This is a genomic window from Quyinboa ferrireducens, assembly GCF_042436675.1.
Taxonomy (GTDB): domain Bacteria; phylum Bacteroidota; class Bacteroidia; order Bacteroidales; family UBA5342; genus JBHJHP01.
Genome location: NZ_JBHMVA010000001.1, coordinates 817,532 through 838,590 on the forward strand (window position 1 = coordinate 817,532; position 21,059 = coordinate 838,590).

Sequence of the window (21,059 nt, forward strand, 5' to 3'; positions counted from 1 at the left end):
TTGTATTACAACAAAATTATGGTGGATAATATCCGATTCCATTAACAATTGATAAAAAGAGCCAAAAGTCAGATAAGCTCTTTCCTAAGCCTGCTTAGCGATATGTTGGTAATTCCCAGGAATGTGGCTATATCGGTATGCGGTATCATATTTTCGAGTAAAGGGAACCGTTGTCTGAAATTGATTAATCGCTGCTTGGCAGTCAAAGTAGCCAGTCCGGTTTCTTTCTGAATTTTATGCATAAGTTCATTTCTCAGGGTCTGGTTTCCAAAGCTTCTGATTTCCAGATTTTCAATCATTAAGGCTTCAAAATCTTCAGCTTTAAGAACGCCAAGTTCAATATCTGTAAGTGCTTTGAAATTTAAAATAGATCGTTCACCTGATGTACGTGTTGTATATGGCGATAAAACAGAGTTGTCATCAAAAAAAGATATGGTAATTTCTTCTCCATCAGGATTATGAAGAAAGCTTTTGCAAATTCCCTCTATCAGGAAGTATTCGCTGCGATTTATTTGGTTAAGCTTAATAAAGACTTCCCCTTTAGGAATTGATTGATACTCAACCAGAGCTTTGATCTTTGCAATATTTTGTTGCGATAAAGGATAAATTGAGTGAATTATGTCATCAACCATACCGGTATATTATTTATAGCTGTATAATAATAACAGAGGGGCAGTCAAAGGTTGAACCCTTATTATTATTTATTCGGTTCTTTCTTTAAATTCTCCCAGTGTTTTTGTAAAGATCCAGATAGCAATAATTCCGATTATGGCATGAACGGCCAGTGTGTACATAATCATTTGCGGATCTCCTGCTTCCTCAAATCTCCCAAGTAATCCGGTATAAAGCCCGCTTAAAAGAGCACCGATTGCAGTAGCAAGAAAATTGGTTCCCATGTAAAGGCCGGCTTTTTCTTTAGGAGCTATCCACATAATATATTCCTGGATACGCGGAGACGAAATCATTTCGCCGATAGCAAATAAGAATACACCAACAAATACAAGCGAAGGGACTGAAGTTACTGAATAGCCCAGCACAACGAACCCTGCAGCAGCAATGAATAATCCGAGTAAAAAAGAAGGGATTGCTGGTCGCTTCTCAAACAGGCTGGATATTAACAGCTGAAAAACAATGATGATGTAACCCGTGTGCGATATGGATTCAGCATTAATGTGCCATACTCCATCTTTTTGACTTGAGATAATATTGGTAAAGGTTGTGCCAAGAACAGATCGTACAGATTCATACAGACTGGCAGTATTGATGTAATCGTCAATGTAAACAGGAAGGACATTGAAAAAAGCCCAAAACGGCAACCAGAAAAATACGCCTAAAAGAATAAGAAAAACCAGGAATTTTATGTCAGATAAAGCTTCACCCATATCCTGAAATTTCTTTTTAAGTGATACACCTTCAATTTCGCGTGGTGGTTCTTTGTAAAAGAGAAGGGTTACAATAAGCATTAATCCAATGGTTCCGGCAGCAGTATAAAACACATAATCCCAGGACATGGCTCTTAGATTTCCCATAACAACAGGGCCTAATGACGCACCCAGGTTCACCATGGCATAAAAAATTCCAAAACCCAGTGTCTTGTTTGTTGAATCTGTTGTAGCCCTAACAGTGGCTGATATTAAAGGTTTAAAAATACCTGCAGCAAAACCTATGGACAACATTGTTAGTGCTATTCCTGAAAACGATTTTGTGACTATAAGTAATAATATGGAAGGCAGATAGGCTATGTACGAGACAATAAGCACTTTCTTGAATCCGAACTTATCGGCTATGGTCCCTGAAAAAAGAGGCGTAATATAAGATAATAAGAGGAAAATACTTTGTATGATGCCAAGATCACCTTTGGAAAAACCAAGTTGTTGCAAATAGATGCCAAAACTCATATATATGCCGTAATAGGCGAAACGTTCCAGTACTTCAATGGAGTTGGCTGTCCAGAATACTTTTGGGAATGATGTGCGCTTGCTCATTTTGTATTGTTTTCAATTAATTCTTTTGCTTTTAAAATGTATTGGTCATCGTTGCCAAATAATTTATAAAAATGTGAATTTTTTATATACCAGAAATATATTTTGTTTTTGAGAAATTTATGAATTCCAAAAGAATCTTTAAATATGAAATTTACACTAAGACTTATGACAGAAAGAAACAGGAACGATAAAATACCCATTTTTTCTTGATTTGTTATATAATACGTAATTATACTAAACAATAAATAAATCGTATATTCCAATATATAAGCAATACTTTTGGATCTTTTTAATTTATTATTCAAAGATGTAATAGCACTTTCTAATGCATCTGAATACTTTTTATTACCTTTTCTAGTTTCCCACAGTTCTTTATCAACTTGGGTTTTTGCAAAATCATTGAATGTTGAAATTTTGCTAAATTTTTTGACTTCTTGAACTGTTGATTTGTATTTTGTGTCTGAATAAGCTTTTAAAATTGAAGTTAGATCCTCTACATTGGACGTTATATCCCTTATCTCAGAAGCAAACTTTAGTACTTCGGTTCCATTAAGCTTAAATTCAGTAGTTCTTTTTTTGATGAACTTAACAAACTGTTTGATGTCATTTTCATCTGTTTCAATTGCTGAATTGTGAAGTAAAAAAAGTTGGGAAGGCAAAATTGTTTCGGGTATTTTTTTATTATTCTGCATTGATAAAACTTTATTTAAAGTTCTATCTGTTGTTAAATAAAATGATCTTATGTCATTGTAGTTGTAATCATTACGTCCACGTAATTTTCTTACATAGAGTACATTAATTGCATCAATTTTGGCTGCGGTTTTAGTGTATCGTACGCTGAAATCATCTTTTTTTGCTGAAAACAACTTATGTGTAAGTTCATTAATTTCAATACCTTCTAATTTAGACAATAAAGATTCACCTTTAAGATTATAATTAGCCTTTAATTGTTGATATTTAGATTTAAGATATAATTCATAGCTATTTACACTTTTTACGTCACCGTTTACTCTTAATTTGGCGTAATGAGATTCGAAATCTTGATTTAGACCGATCTCTTCTGTTAGTTTTTGTAAAATGGTAATTGAATGGAGATCACTTTTTTTTCTTAAATTTTCACATCTTTCTTCTATTTTATTATTTAATTCTTTTTCCGTGGAGTGAGATACTTCAAATTTAATGCCTTCATGAGTGCAGGAATCCAATAACTTTTCAACGGTTTTTTGTCTTTCTTTTCCTCCAACTCCTAAGATTCTTATAATTACGTTTGTATCTAGGTAATACGTTTTATTTTTAAAAATGTCCTTTGAAATATTTTTTACCCCTCTTCCCGAAGTCAAAATTGCAAATTCTACAGCTTTTAAAAAAGTCGAAAATATTGCATTATTTTTTTCTCTATTATCATAATCAATAAATTCATTATAAGCATCAACTTCATTTTGAGTAAAATTATTAGTATATGAATTTGAAAGAAAAGTTTTAATTTTTTCTGTAGAAAAGACTAGAATATTCTCATATAATGTATTTGCTAAAAGTTGAATTATTTTTTCACTGATGTGCGAATCATAACCTTTTTTAATAATGAACTTTTCAATATGATATTCTAACGAATTGTTTGATATATTTTCATTGATTTCATCATATTTTTCTTGGGATAACTTAACTAATACATCGTTATCTGTTGGGTATTTTTCTAATTTTTTATTTTTGTCAATTATATTATTAAAAAAATCTTCGTCTAAATTAATTGATAAATTATCCTTTATATTGATAAAAATGTCACTTGCCAAGGTTTCTTTATTTTCATTGGAAAATAAAAAGTCGTAAATTAATGATGTAATAGAATTTGTAAAATTATTACCATCAATATCATCAAGCCAACAATTAATTCTAAAAATATTAAAATTTGTATTCATTAAGCGTTTTAGTTAAAAGACAATTTTTTTGATAAATTTTAAAGTTAAACTTTTTAAAGTAAAATAGTATTTATTTTTTTATTTTCTATTCTGTTTGAAAACCAACATTTTAACATTTAAATTTTTTGTGGTATTATTTTGTAATTATAAAAATCAGTTATAATTTTGCAAGCCATTCGAAAAGAGGAAATAGAAAATAAAATTATAGAGCAATGAAAAAAGACATTCATCCAGAAGGATATCGGTTGGTTGCATTTAAAGACATGTCTAACGAAGAGACTTTTCTTACAAAATCAACTGTGAAAACAAAGGATACAATCGAAATTGACGGCGTTGAATATCCTTTGGTGAAAATTGAAATTTCAAACACTTCACATCCGTTTTATACCGGTAAAATGAAGTTGGTTGATACTGCAGGGCGTGTTGATAAATTCCGTAACAGGTACAAACAACATTACGCAAATCAAACTAAAAAATAATTCTCCTGGAGCTCCGTACGACGGGGCTCTTTTTTTATCCGTTTCTTTTTTCGAACCATTCCACTCCTCATGTCATGTTTAAAATCATTACTTTCTTTGATGCAGGATTCAGGAATACGCTGAAACCACTCACCTTTACAAGGCCGGTATCCGAAATTCGCGCAGGCATTCAAACTATCCGCGAAAAATGGGAGTTGATATTCGACGTCAATACTTCGTGGGATGCGCATGAATACCTGAAAGATAAATTTCCGGATCAGTCTGAACCGGAAACACTTTATTTGTATGGCGGTTGCCTTCCGACACCGGAACTCATCGCGCAAATAGAGGCATTGAATCCGGGAGATTCCATATGGCACGATGATCAGTTGATCGCACTGTTTGGAAATCCGTTTGAGTGGCTGGACTTTAAAAAATCGGGTCAGACTAAAGGGAAACGCTTGTTGCTGGATGGTGAACCGCATGTTCTGAAATATCCGTACCAGCTTTTGGGATGGAACCAAAATGAAATTAAAGCTGATTTTAAGCGGTTAACCGCAAACAGAAAAAGTGCTGTTGTCAGCGATTCTGTGCGGTTCATTGGCGAGCAGTATGACAAGGAAGGCAATCCTCAGTTTTTTATGGAAGAGGGTGCTGTTGCTGAATATATTACGGTGAATCTTAAAAAAGGGCCTGTTTATATCGGTAAGGATGCAGAGGTTATGGAAGGAAGCCATTTAAGGGGACCGGTTGCCATATGCGATCATGCCACCGTAAATATGGGAACCCGGATTTACAGTAGTTCAACTATTGGACCATGGTGTAAAGTTGGAGGAGAGTTGAGCAACGTTATTTTTACAGGTTACTCCAATAAAGGGCATGAAGGTTTCCTGGGAGATTCAATAATCGGGGAATGGTGTAATATCGGGGCCGATTCCAATAATTCAAATCTTAAAAATGATTACAGGGAAGTAAAACTGTGGGATTATGCCACACAGCGCTTTTTAAAAACCGGTCGCCAGTTTTGCGGACTTATAATGGGCGACCATACCAAATGCGGTATTAATACGATGTTCAACACAGGAACAGTTGCCGGAGTTGCAGCAAATGTTGCGGTAAGTGGATTTCCAAGGAATTTTGTGCCTTCGTTTACGTTGACCACAGCGAAAGGTGTAGAGAAGGTAAAGCTTGAAACTGTATTTCAGATTGCTGAACGTGTGATGAGCAGGAGAAATATTACGCTTACAGATATGGATAAATCCATTTTAAAAGCAGTATTTGACGAAACGGAGCAATTCAGATCAAGACTTTAGGGGCTTGGCACAATTCTTGAACAATTACACGACGCCTGTATTTAACGGATCGGGCGTGACAGTTTGTCACAATTTATTGAAAAATAATTTACATGCGCTTAGATAATATATTTTTAACGGATATGTTGGATGGTGAAGCAGGGTTTATCCCTTTGGTTGACGAGAATAATCCGGAGATCTTTGAAGTGTCGGAATTGCCTGACACCCTGCCAATATTGCCGCTACGAAACATGGTATTGTTTCCGGGAGTCGTTATGCCGGTCTCTGTGGGAAGAAAAAAATCGCTGCGACTGGTTCGCGAAGCTTTTAACAACGGGACCTACATTGGTGTGATTACCCAACGCGAAGTGAACACTGATAATCCAAAGGCAGAAAATCTCTACGCTGTTGGAACAGTTGCACAGGTTGCTAAAATTCTGGAAATGCCTGATGGATCAACATCTGTTATCCTTCAGGGCAGGGCACGGTTTAATCTGGTGGAATTTGTAAAAACAGATCCGTTTATTGTTGCTAAAATTACTCACCGGGAAGATGTTTTGAATGTAGATGAAGGTGACGTAAATGAAGCTTTGGTTGCTGCCATAAAGGATTTGGCCGTTAAGGTTGTTTCCGGTTCTAATAACTTGCCGAATGAAGCAACATTTGCCATCAAAAATATCGACGGACTGCCGTTTCTGACCAATTTTATCAGCTCTAATCTTCCCTTTAAAATTAAGGATAAGCAAAAGCTGCTTGAACGCGATAAAATCAAGGACCGTTCTTACCAGTTGCTTGAAGTTCTGGCGCGTGAGGCACAGTTACAGGAAATTAAAAACGATATTCAGGCTAAAGCACGGGTTGATATCGATCAGCAGCAGCGCGAATATTACCTGCATCAGCAGATGAAAACCATACAGGATGAGCTGGGTGGTAATCCGATTGAAGCTGAGATACGCGAACTGAATGCTAAGGCAGCAAAGAAAAAGTGGAGTAAGGCAATCCGTGATGTATACGATAAAGAGGTTGCCAAGCTGGAACGGATGAATCCGGCAGCAGCAGATTATTCGGTTCAGTCAAACTATGTTTCTACTTTGGTTGAATTGCCGTGGGATGAGTATTCCAAAGATAATTTCAATCTGAACAGGGCTCAGAAAATATTGGATAAGGATCATTACGGACTTGAAAAAGTGAAGGACAGAATTCTGGAATATCTGGCTGTTCTGAAGCTGAAAAATGATATGAAATCGCCTATCTTGTGTTTAGTAGGCCCTCCCGGAGTTGGTAAAACATCGCTGGGGAAATCTATAGCTAAAGCACTGGACAGGAAATATGTACGGATGTCGCTTGGTGGTTTACACGATGAAGCAGAGATTCGTGGTCACCGTAAAACCTACATAGGGGCATTACCGGGCCGCATTATTCAAAATATCAAAAAAGCAGGCACTTCAAATCCGGTGTTTATTCTGGATGAGATTGATAAGGTAAGTTCGGATTTTAGAGGTGATCCGGCATCTGCATTGCTAGAGGTGCTTGACCCGGAACAAAATAATACCTTCCACGATAACTACCTTGAAGTGGAATATGATCTGAGTAAGGTTATGTTTATTGCAACCGCTAACACGGTTGCATCAATTTCGCAACCGTTACTTGATCGTATGGAAGTCATTGACGTGAGTGGCTATATCATGCAGGAAAAGGTGGAGATTGCCAAACGGCACCTTGTTCCGCGTCAGATGGAAAACCATGGGCTTCAGAAAGGTGTGGTTAAGATTCCGAATAAAACGTTACAAGCTATTGTTGAAGGGTATACACGTGAATCGGGTGTGCGTGAACTGGATAAAAAACTGGCTACCTTAATGCGTCGTTTGGCACGAAAGGTTGCAAATGAAGAGGCGGTTGAGAAAACGCTTAACCCTGAGCATATTAAAGAATATCTTGGCACATCACGGTTTTCAAAAGAAGAATACCAGGGAAATGAATATGCGGGTGTAGTAACCGGTCTGGCATGGACTGCCGTTGGGGGAGAAATTTTATTTGTGGAATCCAGCCTGAGCAGAGGCTCGGGAGGTCGTTTGTCAATAACCGGTAACCTTGGCGATGTGATGAAGGAATCAGCAATGTTGGCTCTTGAATACATTAAATCTCATAACGAGGAACTTGGTTTGGATCAGCGTATTTTTGAACACTATAATGTGCACTTGCATGTGCCTGAAGGTGCAATTCCCAAGGACGGTCCTTCGGCAGGTGTAACCATGCTGACGTCTTTGGTTTCATCTTTTACACAACGGAAAGTGAAAAAGGGACTGGCAATGACGGGCGAGATAACACTGCGAGGTAAAGTGTTGCCGGTTGGAGGAATTAAGGAGAAAATTCTGGCTGCAAAACGGTCTGGTATTACTGAAATTATTTTGTGTGAAGAGAACCGTAAGGATCTGGATGAGATAAAAGATATTTATATAAAGGGAGTTAAGTTCCACTTTGTTTCAAATGTAAAAGAAGTACTTGATCTGGCACTTTTAAAACAAAAAGTGGATCATCCGGTAAAATTTGACTTTTCAGACCATGGAGCTTCAAAGAAGTGATTTTAAAGTAAATACTGAGGTTCAGATCCGTTTTAACGATATTGACGGACTTGGACACGTGAATAATTCGGTGTATTCCCAGTATTTCGATCAGGGAAGGATGCATTATTTCAACATACTAAACGACAGTCAGCCTGTGGACTGGCACGAGGCACGGTTGATAATTGCATCTACTCATATTGAGTTTTTGCGTCCTATTTTTCTGGATGAGAAAATTGAGGTGCTGTCTAAGGTTTATAAGCTGGGTAATAAAAGTCTGAAAATGATGCAACACCTTACAGATAAAGAGACTGGTGAAATTAAAGCTACCTGCAAATCGGTGATGGTAGGCTTTGATCCCAAAACCAGCCAGTCTTTGCAGCTGGCAGACAAATGGCGTTCAGCTATTGAGGGTTTTGAAGGATTGTGAGCAATAAAAAAGGAAGGGATTATTAAAGTATATGTAGGACTCCGCAGGAGTCCTTTTTATTTTCATTCAATTCATTTTACAAATGTTTGACCTCTAACGAGGTCATTCTATGTATTATCTCACTTTGAATTTTTGTATTCTTCTATAACAAACATACATCGTTCAAAAATGAAAAGTTTATACCTGTATATTTTTCCTATTTACCTTATGTCGTTGTCAGTTTTTGCTTTAAATATGTTTTCCTTCAATGTTCAATATGTTTACGGTATAAAAGTATTCCAATAATTATGACTCCGTAGGAGTCCAACATTTGTAGTTCCAATAATGAAGGAAATCCATGACCCTGTTAAGGGTCAAACATTGTATCAAATATTAGAATTATATTCGCCCATTTTCAGCTTTTTAAAATACACCTTTGAGGCATGTTTCACTTTAGGAGCCAGAAGCAAGGCAGCTATCATATTCGGGAATGCCATTAGGGCGTACGCCGAGTCAATAAGTGCAACAACCAGGTCAATAGATATTACCGCAGCTACAATTGATGAAGCAGCGCTTAATCCGTTATACAGATTTGTATACCTGTGTCCGAACATAAATGATACACATTTGGATCCGTAATAGGGAAATGCAAATAATGTGGATAAAGCAAAAAATGATACACAAACAATCAGAATATAAGGTCCCCAGACGGGAAGTGCCGCGTCAAAAGCCATGGCTGTTAACGTAATCCCGTCCACATCGGTAGAATGCCATACGCCGGTAACGATGATCGCGAGGGCAGTCATGGTACATACAATCAGTGTATCAATAATGGGTCCCAGCATGGCGACGAGTCCTTCGCGAACCGGTTCGTTTGTTTTGGCTGCTCCATGAGCAAGTGGGGCTGTTCCCATGCCTGCTTCGTTGCTGAATGCTGCCCGTTTAACACCGGTTATGATTATCGCTCCAATAGCGCCACCCAAAACGGCATCACCGCTGAACGCATCTTCGAAAATCAGTTTAAATGCGGGCAAAATTTTATCCGGTGAAGAAAAGATTATAAACAATACCAGTGCAACATAGATGACAACCATTAGCGGAACTAATTTACCGGTAACCTTTCCGATTCGCTTAATACCTCCGAAAATAACCACAGCCATCAACGCAGCAATGGCAATGCCTGTAATCAGGTCTGTCGTAAAGTTTCCGCCTAAATTATTTGGGATCAAAACCACATCGCGGATAACCTGCGTAAGTTGGTTCGCCTGAAATATAGGGAAGACAGCAATAGATGCGACGAATGCAAAAAACACAGCCATAGGTTTCCATTTTTTCCCTAGCCCTTCAGTGATATAATACATGGGGCCACCCTGAATTTCACCCCTGGAGTCTTTCCCGCGGTACATGACAGCCAGTGTGCAGGTGAAAAATTTTGTGGATACGCCGAGCAAAGCACTGATCCACATCCAGAAAATGGCTCCGGGGCCGCCAATTGTTATTGCTACTGCAACACCGCTGATATTTCCCATTCCGATGGTTGCTGCCAATGCAGTAGATAAGGCCTGATAGTGGTTGATCTGGCCCTTTTCGTTTTTATCGTCATATTTCCCGGAAAGGATTTTTATGGCATGGCCAATGTAACGTACAGGAATTAAACGGGAGTAGATCAGGAAAAATAAACCGCCACCAAGTAAAAGGATCAAAAGGGGTGTTCCCCATACAAAATTGCTAAACTCGATGGCGACTTGTGTTATTCTACTCATTTTACGAATATACGGAAATAAAAATAAACATGTAATTATCTTAAAATGTGTGCATTAGTTGGTTTAAAAAATATTTTCTATCACCTGAATATGGAAATTGTTTTATGTATAATTTTGGCGTCAGAATGATTTTTAATTCTGAATGTACCATAAAGTTCTGGCAGTGCGCAAAGTATTTGCGGAAGCCGATAAGGTTGTTGTATCATACCGTAAAAGTTCTCATATATTCTGTGAGCTGAATTGTTATTCCTGTTGTACAAAACCTGATATTCAGGCGACCGTTCTTGAGTTTTTGCCATTAGCATATGACCTTTATAAAAAGGGTGAAGCGGAAACGTTTTATGATGAGCTTCAGAACAATGGGTTCAATACTATTTGTAAACTACTTGTTCCCTTTGCGGTAAATGGAGGTGAAATTAAGGGTTGTTCTAATTATAAATACCGTGGACTGATATGCCGCATGTTTGGGTATTCAGGGTTTTCGAATAAAAATGGTGAGATTCAATTGTCTACCTGTAAAATAATTAAGGAGGGACAAGGCAATAAAATAGCTGCCGCACCTGTTAATCCACCAGTAATGTCGGAATTTTATTACCGGTTAATGGATATTGACAGATCGCTATGCGTTCCTATGTTACCCATAAATAAAGCGATCCTGAAAGCAATAGAAGTGGTTTTATTCCATTACAGTTTTAAAAGAAAACGAACCGGATAATCTCTGTTGCGTAACTTTTCCTAAGTTTTAAAACTTTGGAAAAGTTTATAGCCCTGTAATTTTCGTCAATATACCGATACTCTCTGCTTTTTATTTTCCTGCTTGCATTATATTGAATATTTTTACAAAAAACTCTGAATGGGAAAATCCGGTTTTATCATAATTAGTCTAATATTTTTTGCATTTAAATGCCATTCGCAATTTCAAACTGAGGAATATCAACATGCATCTTTAGGATTTTCTGTGGTTGATGTTGCAACCGGTGAATCGGTTAAATCATTAAACCAGGATAAAAGTTTGGTCCCGGCTTCAACATTAAAACTGATTACGACAGCCACAGCTTTGGAAAAGCTCGGGAAGGATTACCGGTTTAAAACTGAGGTTTTGGCTTCAGCTATGCCAGTAAAAGGAGTCCTGAAGGGTGATCTGATCATAAAAGGAGGTGGTGATCCAACTTTGGGATCCCGATATTTTAACAACAATATTTACAGCTTTTTAGAAGACTGGGTCACAGCAATTAAAAATAAAGGAATTACAGAAATAAAAGAGGATATTGTTGCTGACCTTTCATTATTTTACCCTGAACCCATCCCATCGAGGTGGATTTGGGAGGATATTGGGAATTACTATGGTGCGGGTGTATATCCTTTAAGTTGTTTTGATAACTATTACACATTAACGTTTTATCCTGCAAAGATTGGTGCTAAAGCAAGGGTTGCTTCTGTTGATCCTAAAATCAAAGACATGACGTTTAATATAGAGGCAGTCGGAAGTTCATTGAATAGGGACAGCGCTTATATTTATGGAGGACCATTTGAGCTGCAAAGGGTCGTTAGAGGTTCAGTTCCTGCCAATAAAATTGACTTTTCCATAAAGGGTTCAATTCCTGATCCCCCGAAGGTTTTACTGGAAATGCTGAAAGAAAAGCTATTGACTTCAGGAGTCAAGGTGAGTGGAGATGTGGTACTCTCTTACAATCCGGTTCAGGCCGGACTAAAAATTACAGAAACCCTTTCTCCGTCTTTACATGAAATTGCTGAAAATGTCAATTTTATTAGTAACAATCTTTTTGCTGAACATCTGTTCAGAGCATTACAGCCCGACGGAGATATTCATCACATTACCAATGATCTGAAAACATTCTGGGAGAGAAGAGGTATCCCTACGACATCATGTTTTATGTATGATGGATCAGGCTTGTCGCCTTCCGATGCAGTGTCTGCAAAGTTTATGACAGATCTTCTGGTCTATATGGCTACAACCGGCAGAGCGGGTAAACCATTTATGGAAACCATTCCACAGGCAGGCAGAGAAGGATCGGTCAGTTATTTTCTCAGGGATTTAAAAAGTGCGATAGTTCTTGCCAAATCCGGATCAATGGACAATACCCGCTGTTATGCAGGATATATTAAAAAAGACGGGAAGACATTTGCATTTTCGATAATGGTGAATAAATTTACATGTTCACAAAAAAAAGTCATCCAGGATATTGAGGCCTGGCTGAGCCAAACGATTGAGACATTATGATAATCAGTCACTATTTAAAATCAGTATCCATTTTAACTACAGTGTTATTAACCATAGCACTTATTGTACTGAATCTGTATGTCCCTTATGATTATCATCCAACAATTAAGTTTTTGCCTTTGGCAGATTCTCTGGTCAGCAGATTTTCTGAAAATAAATATGTGAATGCGGTTACTCTGTTTGTGATTGCCAATATCATTGCATTTTTTTCCTATATAATCAACGACAGGTTTATCATTCTTACGCAACGAAGTTATTTCCCTTATTTTATTGCCGGAACACTGATCGTAGCCGGACCGTATATGCAAACATTATGTGCAACGCATTTCAGCTTTTTATTTGTATTTTTTTCACTGTATGAGATTTTATCCATCAAAGAAGGTAGCGATAACAGATATAACATTATTAATGCTTCATTAATCCTTTCGATAGGCAGTTTTATACAGTTCCAGGTCTTGTTTTTTCTTCCGGTGTTATGGATTGCTGCATCAATGCAGAAAAGTTTTAATTTCAGGGCTTTTCAGGCATCTTTACTGGGGGTGATTCTGCCTTACATGATAGTTCTAGGGGCATTTTATGTGTTCGGATCAGTTGATACAATCCTTATCCCGATTAAAGAAACCATGCAGTTTAAAGGCTGGGATATGCAGAGCATCCCTGATGGTTTCTGGCCCATGTTTTTGGGTGTAGCACTGTTTGTGATTATTGGTTTTTTTTCATTTTTGAGATACCGGGAACGTTTGAATACCATTTCGCGGCGCAGCATGGAAATTTTTATCGTGTTCATGCTGGCTAATTTTCTGTTATTTATTATTGGGATTCTGCCGTTGCAGGCCAGTCTCGTTTATGGCTCACTGTCAGCCGGAATAATTCTCTCAGGCCTTTGGATCCGCATCAGCGTAAGGGCAAAACGACTGATGTACTACACCTATCTTATCATGTTGCTGATCAGTTTCATCGTTAAATTCTGATCCGGATGGGAAAACCAACTGTTGCCGTATATGCCATTCCGGAATGCTATTCTGCCGGCACAATTGCGTATGCGCACGATCATGCTATCGCCGTCATGCAGGATGGTAAGCTAATGAAATATCTGCACCTTGAACGCAAAACAAGGATAAAGCGCGATAACCGTCTGCAGGATCATTTATATGATTTACTGAAAGATGCCGGATTATTGAAAAAAGATTTCGACCTGGTCTCTGTTGATTCCGTGCAGGGTAGAAGCTTTATTACAAATGATGGTAAAATCCGGTTAGAGGCTGGTCCTGTAAAAGAATTATCTGCCGGGTTGGAAGAGGCAGGTTGTTGGTTTCTTGATGGTCTGAAGCAGGCTTATGTCTTGAACCATGAACTGGCACACATTTTTTCTAATCTGCCCTTTTATGGAGGGTTTAAGGAAAACAGCCTGTTAATTCATTTTGACGGTGGAGCCAGTAAAAGCAACTTTTCTGCCTGGTATTTTAAAAATAAAAAACTGATTCCTGTTGAAGCCCACTGGGAACTGAAACAGTTAAGTTCACTTTTTAATGCAAATGCGCTTACGTTTAATATTATAGGAGCAACATTTACAGATCAACACAGTGTTCCGGGAAAATTTATGGGATTTGCAGGATATGGTGAACCGGATGAAAAGATTCGTGCATTTTTAGAACAGCATAAGTTTTTTCAGGATATCTGGGGTAAATCCTCATTTTTCTTTAAATCGTCAGAGAAAGAATTTGGAATTAAGCTGAACGAATATGATCAGCACAATTCATACATACAGAATGTTGCTGCCACCATGCATGAGTATTGGGTGGAAACATTACTGGCGAAGATGGGAATGCTGAAACAAAAAACAGGAGCTGATCATTTATATTACAGCGGTGGTTCAGCTTTGAATATAGTTGCGAATAGCAGGTTAGTAGATTCCGGATTATTTAGTTCGATATATATTCCCCCTTGTACGGATGACAGCGGACTGGCACTTGGTGCAGCGGCTTTTATGGAATATCAAAAAGGGAATACAATAGAAAAAATCCCGCCATATATTAATTCATGGGGAATTGAAGACTATAAAGTAGAAATAGATACTGGAGTGGTCAGCAATGTTGCGGATGGTATTGCACGGGGCAAAGTCTTTGGCATATGTAATGGTTATGGCGAATGCGGTCCGCGAGCCTTAGGTAACCGGAGTATTATTGCCAGGGCAGATTCCAAATCACTGGCTCAAAAAGTGAGTTGTGAAATGAAGCAACGTGAATGGTACAGACCTGTAGCACCTGTTATGCTGGCAGAAAATGTATCGTATTTTACAAATAAGCCATTACACCCTTTAATGAAATATATGCTTTATGATGCTCCGGTTACGCAACATAAGTCTGAGCTTGAAGGTGCTACGCATGTGGATGGCACAGCAAGAATTCAGGCATTGTTTCGAAAGGAGGATAATCCATGGATGTACGAATTATTGAAAATACTGGATCAGAAATATAACATTAAAGCCTTGATTAATACCTCTTTTAATCGGCGTGGTGAGCCCATTGTACACACCGAAACAGATGCAATAAATGTAGCCAGTATTATGAAGCTGGATGGTTTAGTGGTGAATGGAAAGATGCAATTCATCGGATGACTCCAAGGCTTCCGGTAAATAAACTATCCCTTCAGAACCTTAATTTTTTTCAACTCCGTTTTTAGTGCATTGTCTGCCCTGAATTTTAAATGCAGTTCTTTAATGTTTCTAACGGTTACTGCGTCTTCATAATCTGAAGGTTCTACTTTTGCATGGAGCCTAAAGGTGCCTAATTCGTCAAGTTTAAGCGTGTAACCATCAGCCAGTAGAACAGGTATAAGATCAACCAGTCCTTTTATAACTAGGTAAACATCAGCGCCACTGGCAGTGGTCCGTTTTTGTAACTCTTTTGCAATTTGGTTCAGATTCATCTGTTGGGAGCCTGTCAGCTTTGGAAACCAAATTCTGCGTCCTTTTTGTCCGTTTTCTAACACATTTGTTGAGACAATTTTATATCTAAGAGCCATAGTTTTGATAATTTATAAGTTTGGTTTTAAGTGTTTAATCAGGCAAAAATTACAAATTAATCATGGATAAAATGAAATTTAATCATGATTAAACAATAGAAATATAGTTAATTCCTTTCCAATTATCTATTAGAACTATTATAAATAAATCCCTTTAATGGTAGTTATGATTCAAATGAAATAATAAAACAGTAAAATGTGTTACCTTAGTCAACCGTTAAAAAAATTGAATAATGATACCCATTAACTTTGAAAAAATTAAAAGAGAAAAAAATCCCTATCAGTCAAAGGACGTTTTTGAAGTTGTTGATTTCCTGGTAACAATCACTGAAAAAGGACAAAAATGGGATAAGAGCTATATTGCGGATATTGAAGAACTGAAAAGACTTAGGGATGAACTAAATGAAATCCTTGATTCTTTGAATACTTCGGAAGTACTTTCTATTTATGCAGAACGAGCAAAAAAAATTGACGACCATAATCAAAATGATGGAATATGTTCGGATTGTGAAATGAAACAATCCAAAGATTGCATAAAATGTCTTTTTGAGCTTCAAAGTCCACTGGAAAGAAAATTATTTAAAGAATTAAAAAGAAACAGGATATATTTTCAGGTTCAATATGCATTGGATTGGAATGGAAATAGTATTGATGTGAGCAATAAGTCTTATTCCGATCCGATTAATAATTTTAAGAATGTTCTCACCGTAGCAGATTTTTATATTACAAAACGGGGAGAAAAATTATGTGTCTATACTGACGGGCATACTTATCATGAAAGAACAGAAGAACAGGCACAAAGGGATAGAAACATTGACAGAAAACTTCAGGAATTGGGTTACAGGGTGTTGCGTTATACAGGGAAAGAAGTGAATGATAAAATGGAGCAGATTATTACCGAAATTAAAAAATGGACTGATTTTAATTAATACCCTGATACGTTTCCTTTGAGTTGAATATTAACGATCATATTAGTTTAAATGAGCGTTAGCCGCTGCAAATTGTGTGGATTGGAGGGATGGCATTCTTTTATTTTTGTTTAGACGGATTAGTAATAGTAGTTTATTTGCAGTAAGCATTTTTGAATACTTTTGATGCGTCAAAAGTATTAACTGGGTGAATCCGAAGTTTAACGAAGGAGAGGGTGTTAAATCCCTACATCTCTTCTATGTATCCTATGTTTTGTAAAAAGTGCGGTGTACATCTACAAATATACCACAGATAAATTTGGTTATTAAAGATCAATTTTCATAAATTTGCGCATCATGAAAATTAATCGCTTTCATATCACCCCGGATCTGGTCTGCTAAACAGTAGACCCCACATCCACATTTACCATTTATTTTTTTATTTATTAATCATTTAATCAGGAGGAATTGTTATGAATACAATCGAATTCTTATATCGGTGCTTACCGGATTTATCAAAACGAGTGAATAATGCTGTTTATTCAGAGAAAATTAACCGACATAAAAATCGATTACGACAACAAAAATGGAAAAATTGAAACAACATATAACAAGAAGAACTACCCGCTTAAACTACAGGGAAATCAAACATGACATTATGGATGCCCTGCGTGGTAACGAAAAAGATTTTACTACCGGAAGCATCAAAAAAGCCATATTTATTCTGGCAGTTCCAATGGTTCTGGAGATGCTGATGGAATCTGTATTTGCCATTGCAGATATTTTTTACGTGAGTAAGCTGGGAGCAGAGGCAATAGCCACTGTTGGCATTACAGAGTCGTTGATTACTATTGTATATGCGCTTGGTATAGGATTAAGTACCGGTGTTTCAGCCATGGTGAGCCGAAGGATTGGAGAGAAACGATATGGCGTTGCTGCACGATCAGCTTATCAGGCCATCATTACCGGGGTATTTATTTCGGCCCTGATTGCCGTACCTGGAATAATTTTTGCCAAAGACATTCTGCGGTTAATGGGAGCTGAACAGGTAATCATTGATCAGATGTCAGGATATACATCGGTTATGCTGGGCGGAAACCTGAGTATAATACTATTGTTTATTATTAACGGCGTATTTCGTAGTGCCGGAAATCCTGTGTTGTCGATGTATGTGCTGGGGTTTGCCAATGGCATCAATATAATCCTCGACCCTTTGCTGATATTCGGAATCGGACCGTTTCCCGAAATGGGAGTGGAAGGTGCTGCTGTGGCAACAACTATCGGAAGGAGTCTTGCAGTACTTCTGCAGCTTTATCTTTTGATAAAGGGCAAAGGGAGCATTAAATTTAAAGGGATAAAACTGTTGCCCGACAAGGCTCTGATTAAGAGACTGCTTGATTTGTCATGGGGCTCTATAAGCCAGTATATTGTGGCTACTTCCAGTTGGATTATTCTGGTGCGCATAATTGCCATTTATGGCAGTGATGTGTTGGCAGGTTATACAATTGCACTGCGTATTGTTGTATTTGCGTTGTTGCCATGTTTTGGAATAGCAAATGCTGCATCAACATTAGTGGGGCAAAACCTGGGTGCCGAACGACACGACAGGGCGGAGAAATCGGTATGGATAGTTGGCAAAACCAATATGATTACGATGGGAATTCTTGGACTGATCCTGGTGATTTTCCCTTCTGTATTTCTGGAATTTTTTTCTTCCAGCGAAACAATTATCAGGTATGGATCGGAAGGCCTGAGAATCATCAGTCTGGGATTTCTTTCTTACGGACTAGGAATGGTGATGGTTTCTGCTTTGAATGGGGCAGGAGACACCCGGACACCTTTCAGGATTAATGTAATCAGTTTCTGGCTGTTCGAAATACCGTTGGCCTGGTTGTTATCTAATTGGGTGGGCTGGGAACAGCATGGTGTCTATTTTGCCATTATAACAGCTGAAAGTATTATGACCTTTTTCGCCTATATGGCCTTCAAAAAGGGTAAGTGGAAGCTTAAAGAGGTTTAGTCTCCATAGTACTCACCGGGTGATTTTCAAAAAAATGTAAATATTCACCCGGTGAGTATATAGGATTTTAATTCTTTACCAGTTTGTAAGCAGCAAGTGTATTATGACCAAAAGTTGGCACCAAAACAATATTTTTATCCTTGATAAATCCTATGTCTGCTGTGTTGATCTTTTTGTCTATAGTATTTAAGAGAGATTGCTTTTTCATGTCGGGAGTAATCAGGGTTAACTCCCCATTCCAGTTTGATACGATATAAGTCTGATCTGCAACCTCAATAATACCATCTGCGCTTGGTAAACCATCCAAAACTTTTGATTTTGTCATACTGTCAAAATCAACCGAATAAAGTTCTCCGTCACTCATGGAAAGAATCAATAAATCGTCTTTTTGATCCAGTAATCCATTTGGACGGTTGATCTCTTTATTCAGAAACAGATCAACTCCACCATCCAACGCAGTATATACATTATCAGAATCCATATCAGAAACATAGACTCTGCCATTTGGGGCTACAGTAATGTCATTCAACATTCCTGCATCGAATATTGGAAGCCGTTCCTTGATTTTATCTTCAGCTATATTCACAACAACTATATTGTCAATGTCAGCCGCATAAAGTATGCTTTTATAAAGTCCCAGACCTTTTGGGGCATCCAGAGTTGTGATCCAGTACCGGTCAATTATTTCCCCTTCCGGGCTTACTTTGGCAATAAAACCATTTCCGTCTTTTGTCCTCGGGTCACCATTTATACAGGAAACATAGATCACATTATTTACAGAATCGAATACGGCAGACTCAGAAGTTGTAAGAAGTGAGTCCGTTTCCCAGATTTTTTCAAGACTGTACTTTGCAGTTTCTTCAGCTTGTTTTGGTTTTGATTTACACGAAATAAAAGCAGCAAAGCTTAAAAGAATAACCAGATATTTCATAGTGTTAATTATTAAAAAGTTTCACAAAAAATAATAGATATTACTCTAACATTAAACGTTTATAGGATAATAAAATTGAAAAAATATTGCGTAAATTACTGACTGTCAGGCATGAATATCAGAGTGCGGAATGTGAGTACTTGGAATCTATTGCGTCAGTTACTTGACTTTTATGATATTTATCCCGCTTTTTGGGAAAACTTCCCCTAAATTAAACAAACAAAAAACCTGTTCTTTTTTATTTTTTTCTCAATTTGTAATGAAGTTTAGTTGTTAATTTAAATACGTAATATTATGAAAAAACCTTTACATTTTTTAATGTTGTTATTTCTGGTATCAACTGCTATTGGACTAGCTCAAACGCAGGAAGGATTAGTGGGATACTGGAAGTTCGATGAAGGAACAGGTACTACCGTTAGTGATGAATTGGGAACTACAAATGGTGAATTAGTCAATGCTGTTGAAGCAACATGGACAGATGGATACATGGGGAAAGCACTTGATTTTTCTCAGACAGATGGTAATCCAGCGTATGCAAGATTTGCAGGTGATGGTGTAGCTAATATTGATGGAAGTTTATCAATGACCATGTGGGTTAAAACGCCTATGTCACCAGATGGGCAAACTGAATATTCAATTATCAGTAAAGGTGTTCCATATTTAACAACCGGTGATATTGATGGAGGATGGTATCATCTGTCTTTAAAAGAAGGCGCAATTCGATTTATGTTGTGGGATCAGGATGAAAATTTTTCTTCTCCCGGAGGAGATCTTCCTAGCGATATGACCTGGGATGCAAATACCTGGTATCAGATTGCTATTGTTCGTGATAAAGACAATGCGTTGATGAATGTTTACTTAAACGGAGAGTTGATTTCTTCTGATGCTGATGGAATGCAGGTAAGTATACTCAATAACGAAGATTTAACATTCGGTAGCGTTGCTAATGGTGTACAAACGGTTGCAGGCCCTGGTGGTAGTAGTAATCCTGGAAATCCTTTCTGGGACAGTAACTATTTAGGATCACTTGATGAAGTACAACTATATAATGTAGCCTTGACGGATGCGCAAATAAAATCAATTTACGATGCTTACATGACTGTGGGTGTGGACAGCAAAAAAATTGAAAAACTGTCAGTTACAATGAATCCCTACAGCAATATACTACTGGTAAACAATGCAGAGAAGTTAACCAAAGTTGAAATTTATAGTTTGACAGGTCAGGTGGTTAAAACCATCAAAACTTCTATAGCTCCAAGTGTGAGTGTGAATGTGTCTGATTTGTCGAAGGGAACATATATTGTGAAAGCTTATCGTACGGATTATTCTGTAGTTGCTTCTAAATTTGTAAAGCAGTAATACGGAATTACGTTAATCTGAGAAAAAATCTTATTAAGGTTAGATAATGTATCAGCCCATCGGCATAATGAAAGTTATGTGATGGGCTGTTTTGCATTAATTGCAGAATCATGAATGCCTTTGTTTTCTTCTGTATTATCAGGATTAAAAGGAACGATTCCGATGTAACCATTAACCGGAATCTGATAAAT

Annotated in this window: 17 protein-coding genes; 11 read left to right on the forward strand and 6 right to left on the reverse strand. The window is 37.5% G+C overall.

The window, feature by feature from the left end:
• Positions 1 to 68: 68 nt before the first annotated feature.
• From ACE01N_RS03105 to ACE01N_RS03115, 3 genes are all read right to left on the reverse strand, one after another.
• Entirely contained in the window at positions 69 to 632 is a 564-nt protein-coding gene (locus tag ACE01N_RS03105; RefSeq protein WP_380584703.1) for a Crp/Fnr family transcriptional regulator, read from the reverse strand.
• A gap of 69 nt (positions 633 to 701) precedes the next feature.
• Complete coding sequence (locus ACE01N_RS03110) at positions 702 to 1,985, reverse strand: MFS transporter (protein WP_380584705.1); 1,284 nt, start codon at positions 1,983 to 1,985, stop codon at positions 702 to 704.
• Complete coding sequence (locus ACE01N_RS03115) at positions 1,982 to 3,901, reverse strand: hypothetical protein (RefSeq protein WP_380584707.1); 1,920 nt, start codon at positions 3,899 to 3,901, stop codon at positions 1,982 to 1,984. The genes ACE01N_RS03110 and ACE01N_RS03115 overlap by 4 nt, the downstream gene beginning before the upstream one ends.
• A 212-nt stretch (positions 3,902 to 4,113) precedes the next feature.
• Here ACE01N_RS03115 and ACE01N_RS03120 point away from each other — a divergent pair, with 212 nt between their 5' ends.
• The 4 genes from ACE01N_RS03120 (at position 4,114) to ACE01N_RS03135 (ending at position 8,642) form a co-directional block, all read left to right on the forward strand.
• Positions 4,114 to 4,380 carry a type B 50S ribosomal protein L31 gene (locus tag ACE01N_RS03120; protein ID WP_375727572.1) on the forward strand — a complete coding sequence of 89 codons (267 nt, stop codon included), beginning with the start codon at positions 4,114 to 4,116 and terminating at the stop codon, positions 4,378 to 4,380.
• Between the two features lie 74 nt (positions 4,381 to 4,454).
• Positions 4,455 to 5,672: a putative sugar nucleotidyl transferase gene (locus ACE01N_RS03125; protein ID WP_380584710.1), complete on the forward strand. Its 1,218-nt coding sequence runs from the start codon at positions 4,455 to 4,457 to the stop codon at positions 5,670 to 5,672.
• Between the two features lie 92 nt (positions 5,673 to 5,764).
• Positions 5,765 to 8,233 carry an endopeptidase La gene (gene lon / locus ACE01N_RS03130; RefSeq protein ID WP_380584712.1) on the forward strand — a complete coding sequence of 823 codons (2,469 nt, stop codon included), beginning with the start codon at positions 5,765 to 5,767 and terminating at the stop codon, positions 8,231 to 8,233.
• Positions 8,214 to 8,642 carry an acyl-CoA thioesterase gene (locus tag ACE01N_RS03135; protein WP_380584714.1) on the forward strand — a complete coding sequence of 143 codons (429 nt, stop codon included), beginning with the start codon at positions 8,214 to 8,216 and terminating at the stop codon, positions 8,640 to 8,642. The genes lon and ACE01N_RS03135 overlap by 20 nt, the downstream gene beginning before the upstream one ends.
• Before the next feature lie 365 nt (positions 8,643 to 9,007).
• On the opposite strand, the gene ACE01N_RS03140 is transcribed toward ACE01N_RS03135, so the two are convergent.
• Positions 9,008 to 10,384 (reverse strand): alanine/glycine:cation symporter family protein, encoded by a 1,377-nt coding sequence (locus ACE01N_RS03140; protein ID WP_380584716.1) that lies wholly within the window; start codon positions 10,382 to 10,384, stop codon positions 9,008 to 9,010.
• 142 nt (positions 10,385 to 10,526) lie between these two features.
• Here ACE01N_RS03140 and ACE01N_RS03145 point away from each other — a divergent pair, with 142 nt between their 5' ends.
• The 4 genes from ACE01N_RS03145 (at position 10,527) to ACE01N_RS03160 (ending at position 15,243) form a co-directional block, all read left to right on the forward strand.
• Positions 10,527 to 11,099, forward strand: coding sequence for a hypothetical protein (locus ACE01N_RS03145; RefSeq protein WP_380584718.1), 573 nt, complete (start codon positions 10,527 to 10,529; stop codon positions 11,097 to 11,099).
• Between the two features lie 138 nt (positions 11,100 to 11,237).
• Positions 11,238 to 12,626 (forward strand): D-alanyl-D-alanine carboxypeptidase/D-alanyl-D-alanine endopeptidase, encoded by a 1,389-nt coding sequence (dacB, locus tag ACE01N_RS03150; protein WP_380584720.1) that lies wholly within the window; start codon positions 11,238 to 11,240, stop codon positions 12,624 to 12,626.
• Complete coding sequence (locus ACE01N_RS03155) at positions 12,623 to 13,597, forward strand: hypothetical protein (RefSeq protein WP_380584722.1); 975 nt, start codon at positions 12,623 to 12,625, stop codon at positions 13,595 to 13,597. Before dacB ends, ACE01N_RS03155 begins: the two co-directional genes overlap by 4 nt.
• A gap of 5 nt (positions 13,598 to 13,602) precedes the next feature.
• Positions 13,603 to 15,243: a carbamoyltransferase C-terminal domain-containing protein gene (locus ACE01N_RS03160; RefSeq protein WP_380584724.1), complete on the forward strand. Its 1,641-nt coding sequence runs from the start codon at positions 13,603 to 13,605 to the stop codon at positions 15,241 to 15,243.
• A 23-nt stretch (positions 15,244 to 15,266) separates the two neighbouring features.
• Here the strand turns inward: ACE01N_RS03160 and ACE01N_RS03165 are convergent, their stop codons facing one another.
• The gene (locus ACE01N_RS03165) at positions 15,267 to 15,650 is read right to left on the reverse strand and encodes an HU family DNA-binding protein (RefSeq protein WP_380584726.1); all 384 of its coding nucleotides are present in this window, start codon (positions 15,648 to 15,650) and stop codon (positions 15,267 to 15,269) included.
• Positions 15,651 to 15,883: 233 nt separating this feature from the next.
• On the opposite strand from ACE01N_RS03165, the gene ACE01N_RS03170 reads away from it, so the two are divergent.
• Both ACE01N_RS03170 and ACE01N_RS03175 read left to right on the forward strand, forming a co-directional pair.
• Positions 15,884 to 16,579 (forward strand): endonuclease domain-containing protein, encoded by a 696-nt coding sequence (locus ACE01N_RS03170; RefSeq protein WP_380584728.1) that lies wholly within the window; start codon positions 15,884 to 15,886, stop codon positions 16,577 to 16,579.
• Between the two features lie 574 nt (positions 16,580 to 17,153).
• Complete coding sequence (locus ACE01N_RS03175; protein WP_380584731.1) at positions 17,154 to 18,578, forward strand: MATE family efflux transporter; 1,425 nt, start codon at positions 17,154 to 17,156, stop codon at positions 18,576 to 18,578.
• Between the two features lie 67 nt (positions 18,579 to 18,645).
• On the opposite strand, the gene ACE01N_RS03180 is transcribed toward ACE01N_RS03175, so the two are convergent.
• Complete coding sequence (locus tag ACE01N_RS03180) at positions 18,646 to 19,509, reverse strand: SMP-30/gluconolactonase/LRE family protein (protein WP_380584733.1); 864 nt, start codon at positions 19,507 to 19,509, stop codon at positions 18,646 to 18,648.
• Between the two features lie 294 nt (positions 19,510 to 19,803).
• On the opposite strand from ACE01N_RS03180, the gene ACE01N_RS03185 reads away from it, so the two are divergent.
• Positions 19,804 to 20,868 (forward strand): LamG-like jellyroll fold domain-containing protein, encoded by a 1,065-nt coding sequence (locus tag ACE01N_RS03185; protein ID WP_380584735.1) that lies wholly within the window; start codon positions 19,804 to 19,806, stop codon positions 20,866 to 20,868.
• Positions 20,869 to 21,059: the final 191 nt, after the last annotated feature.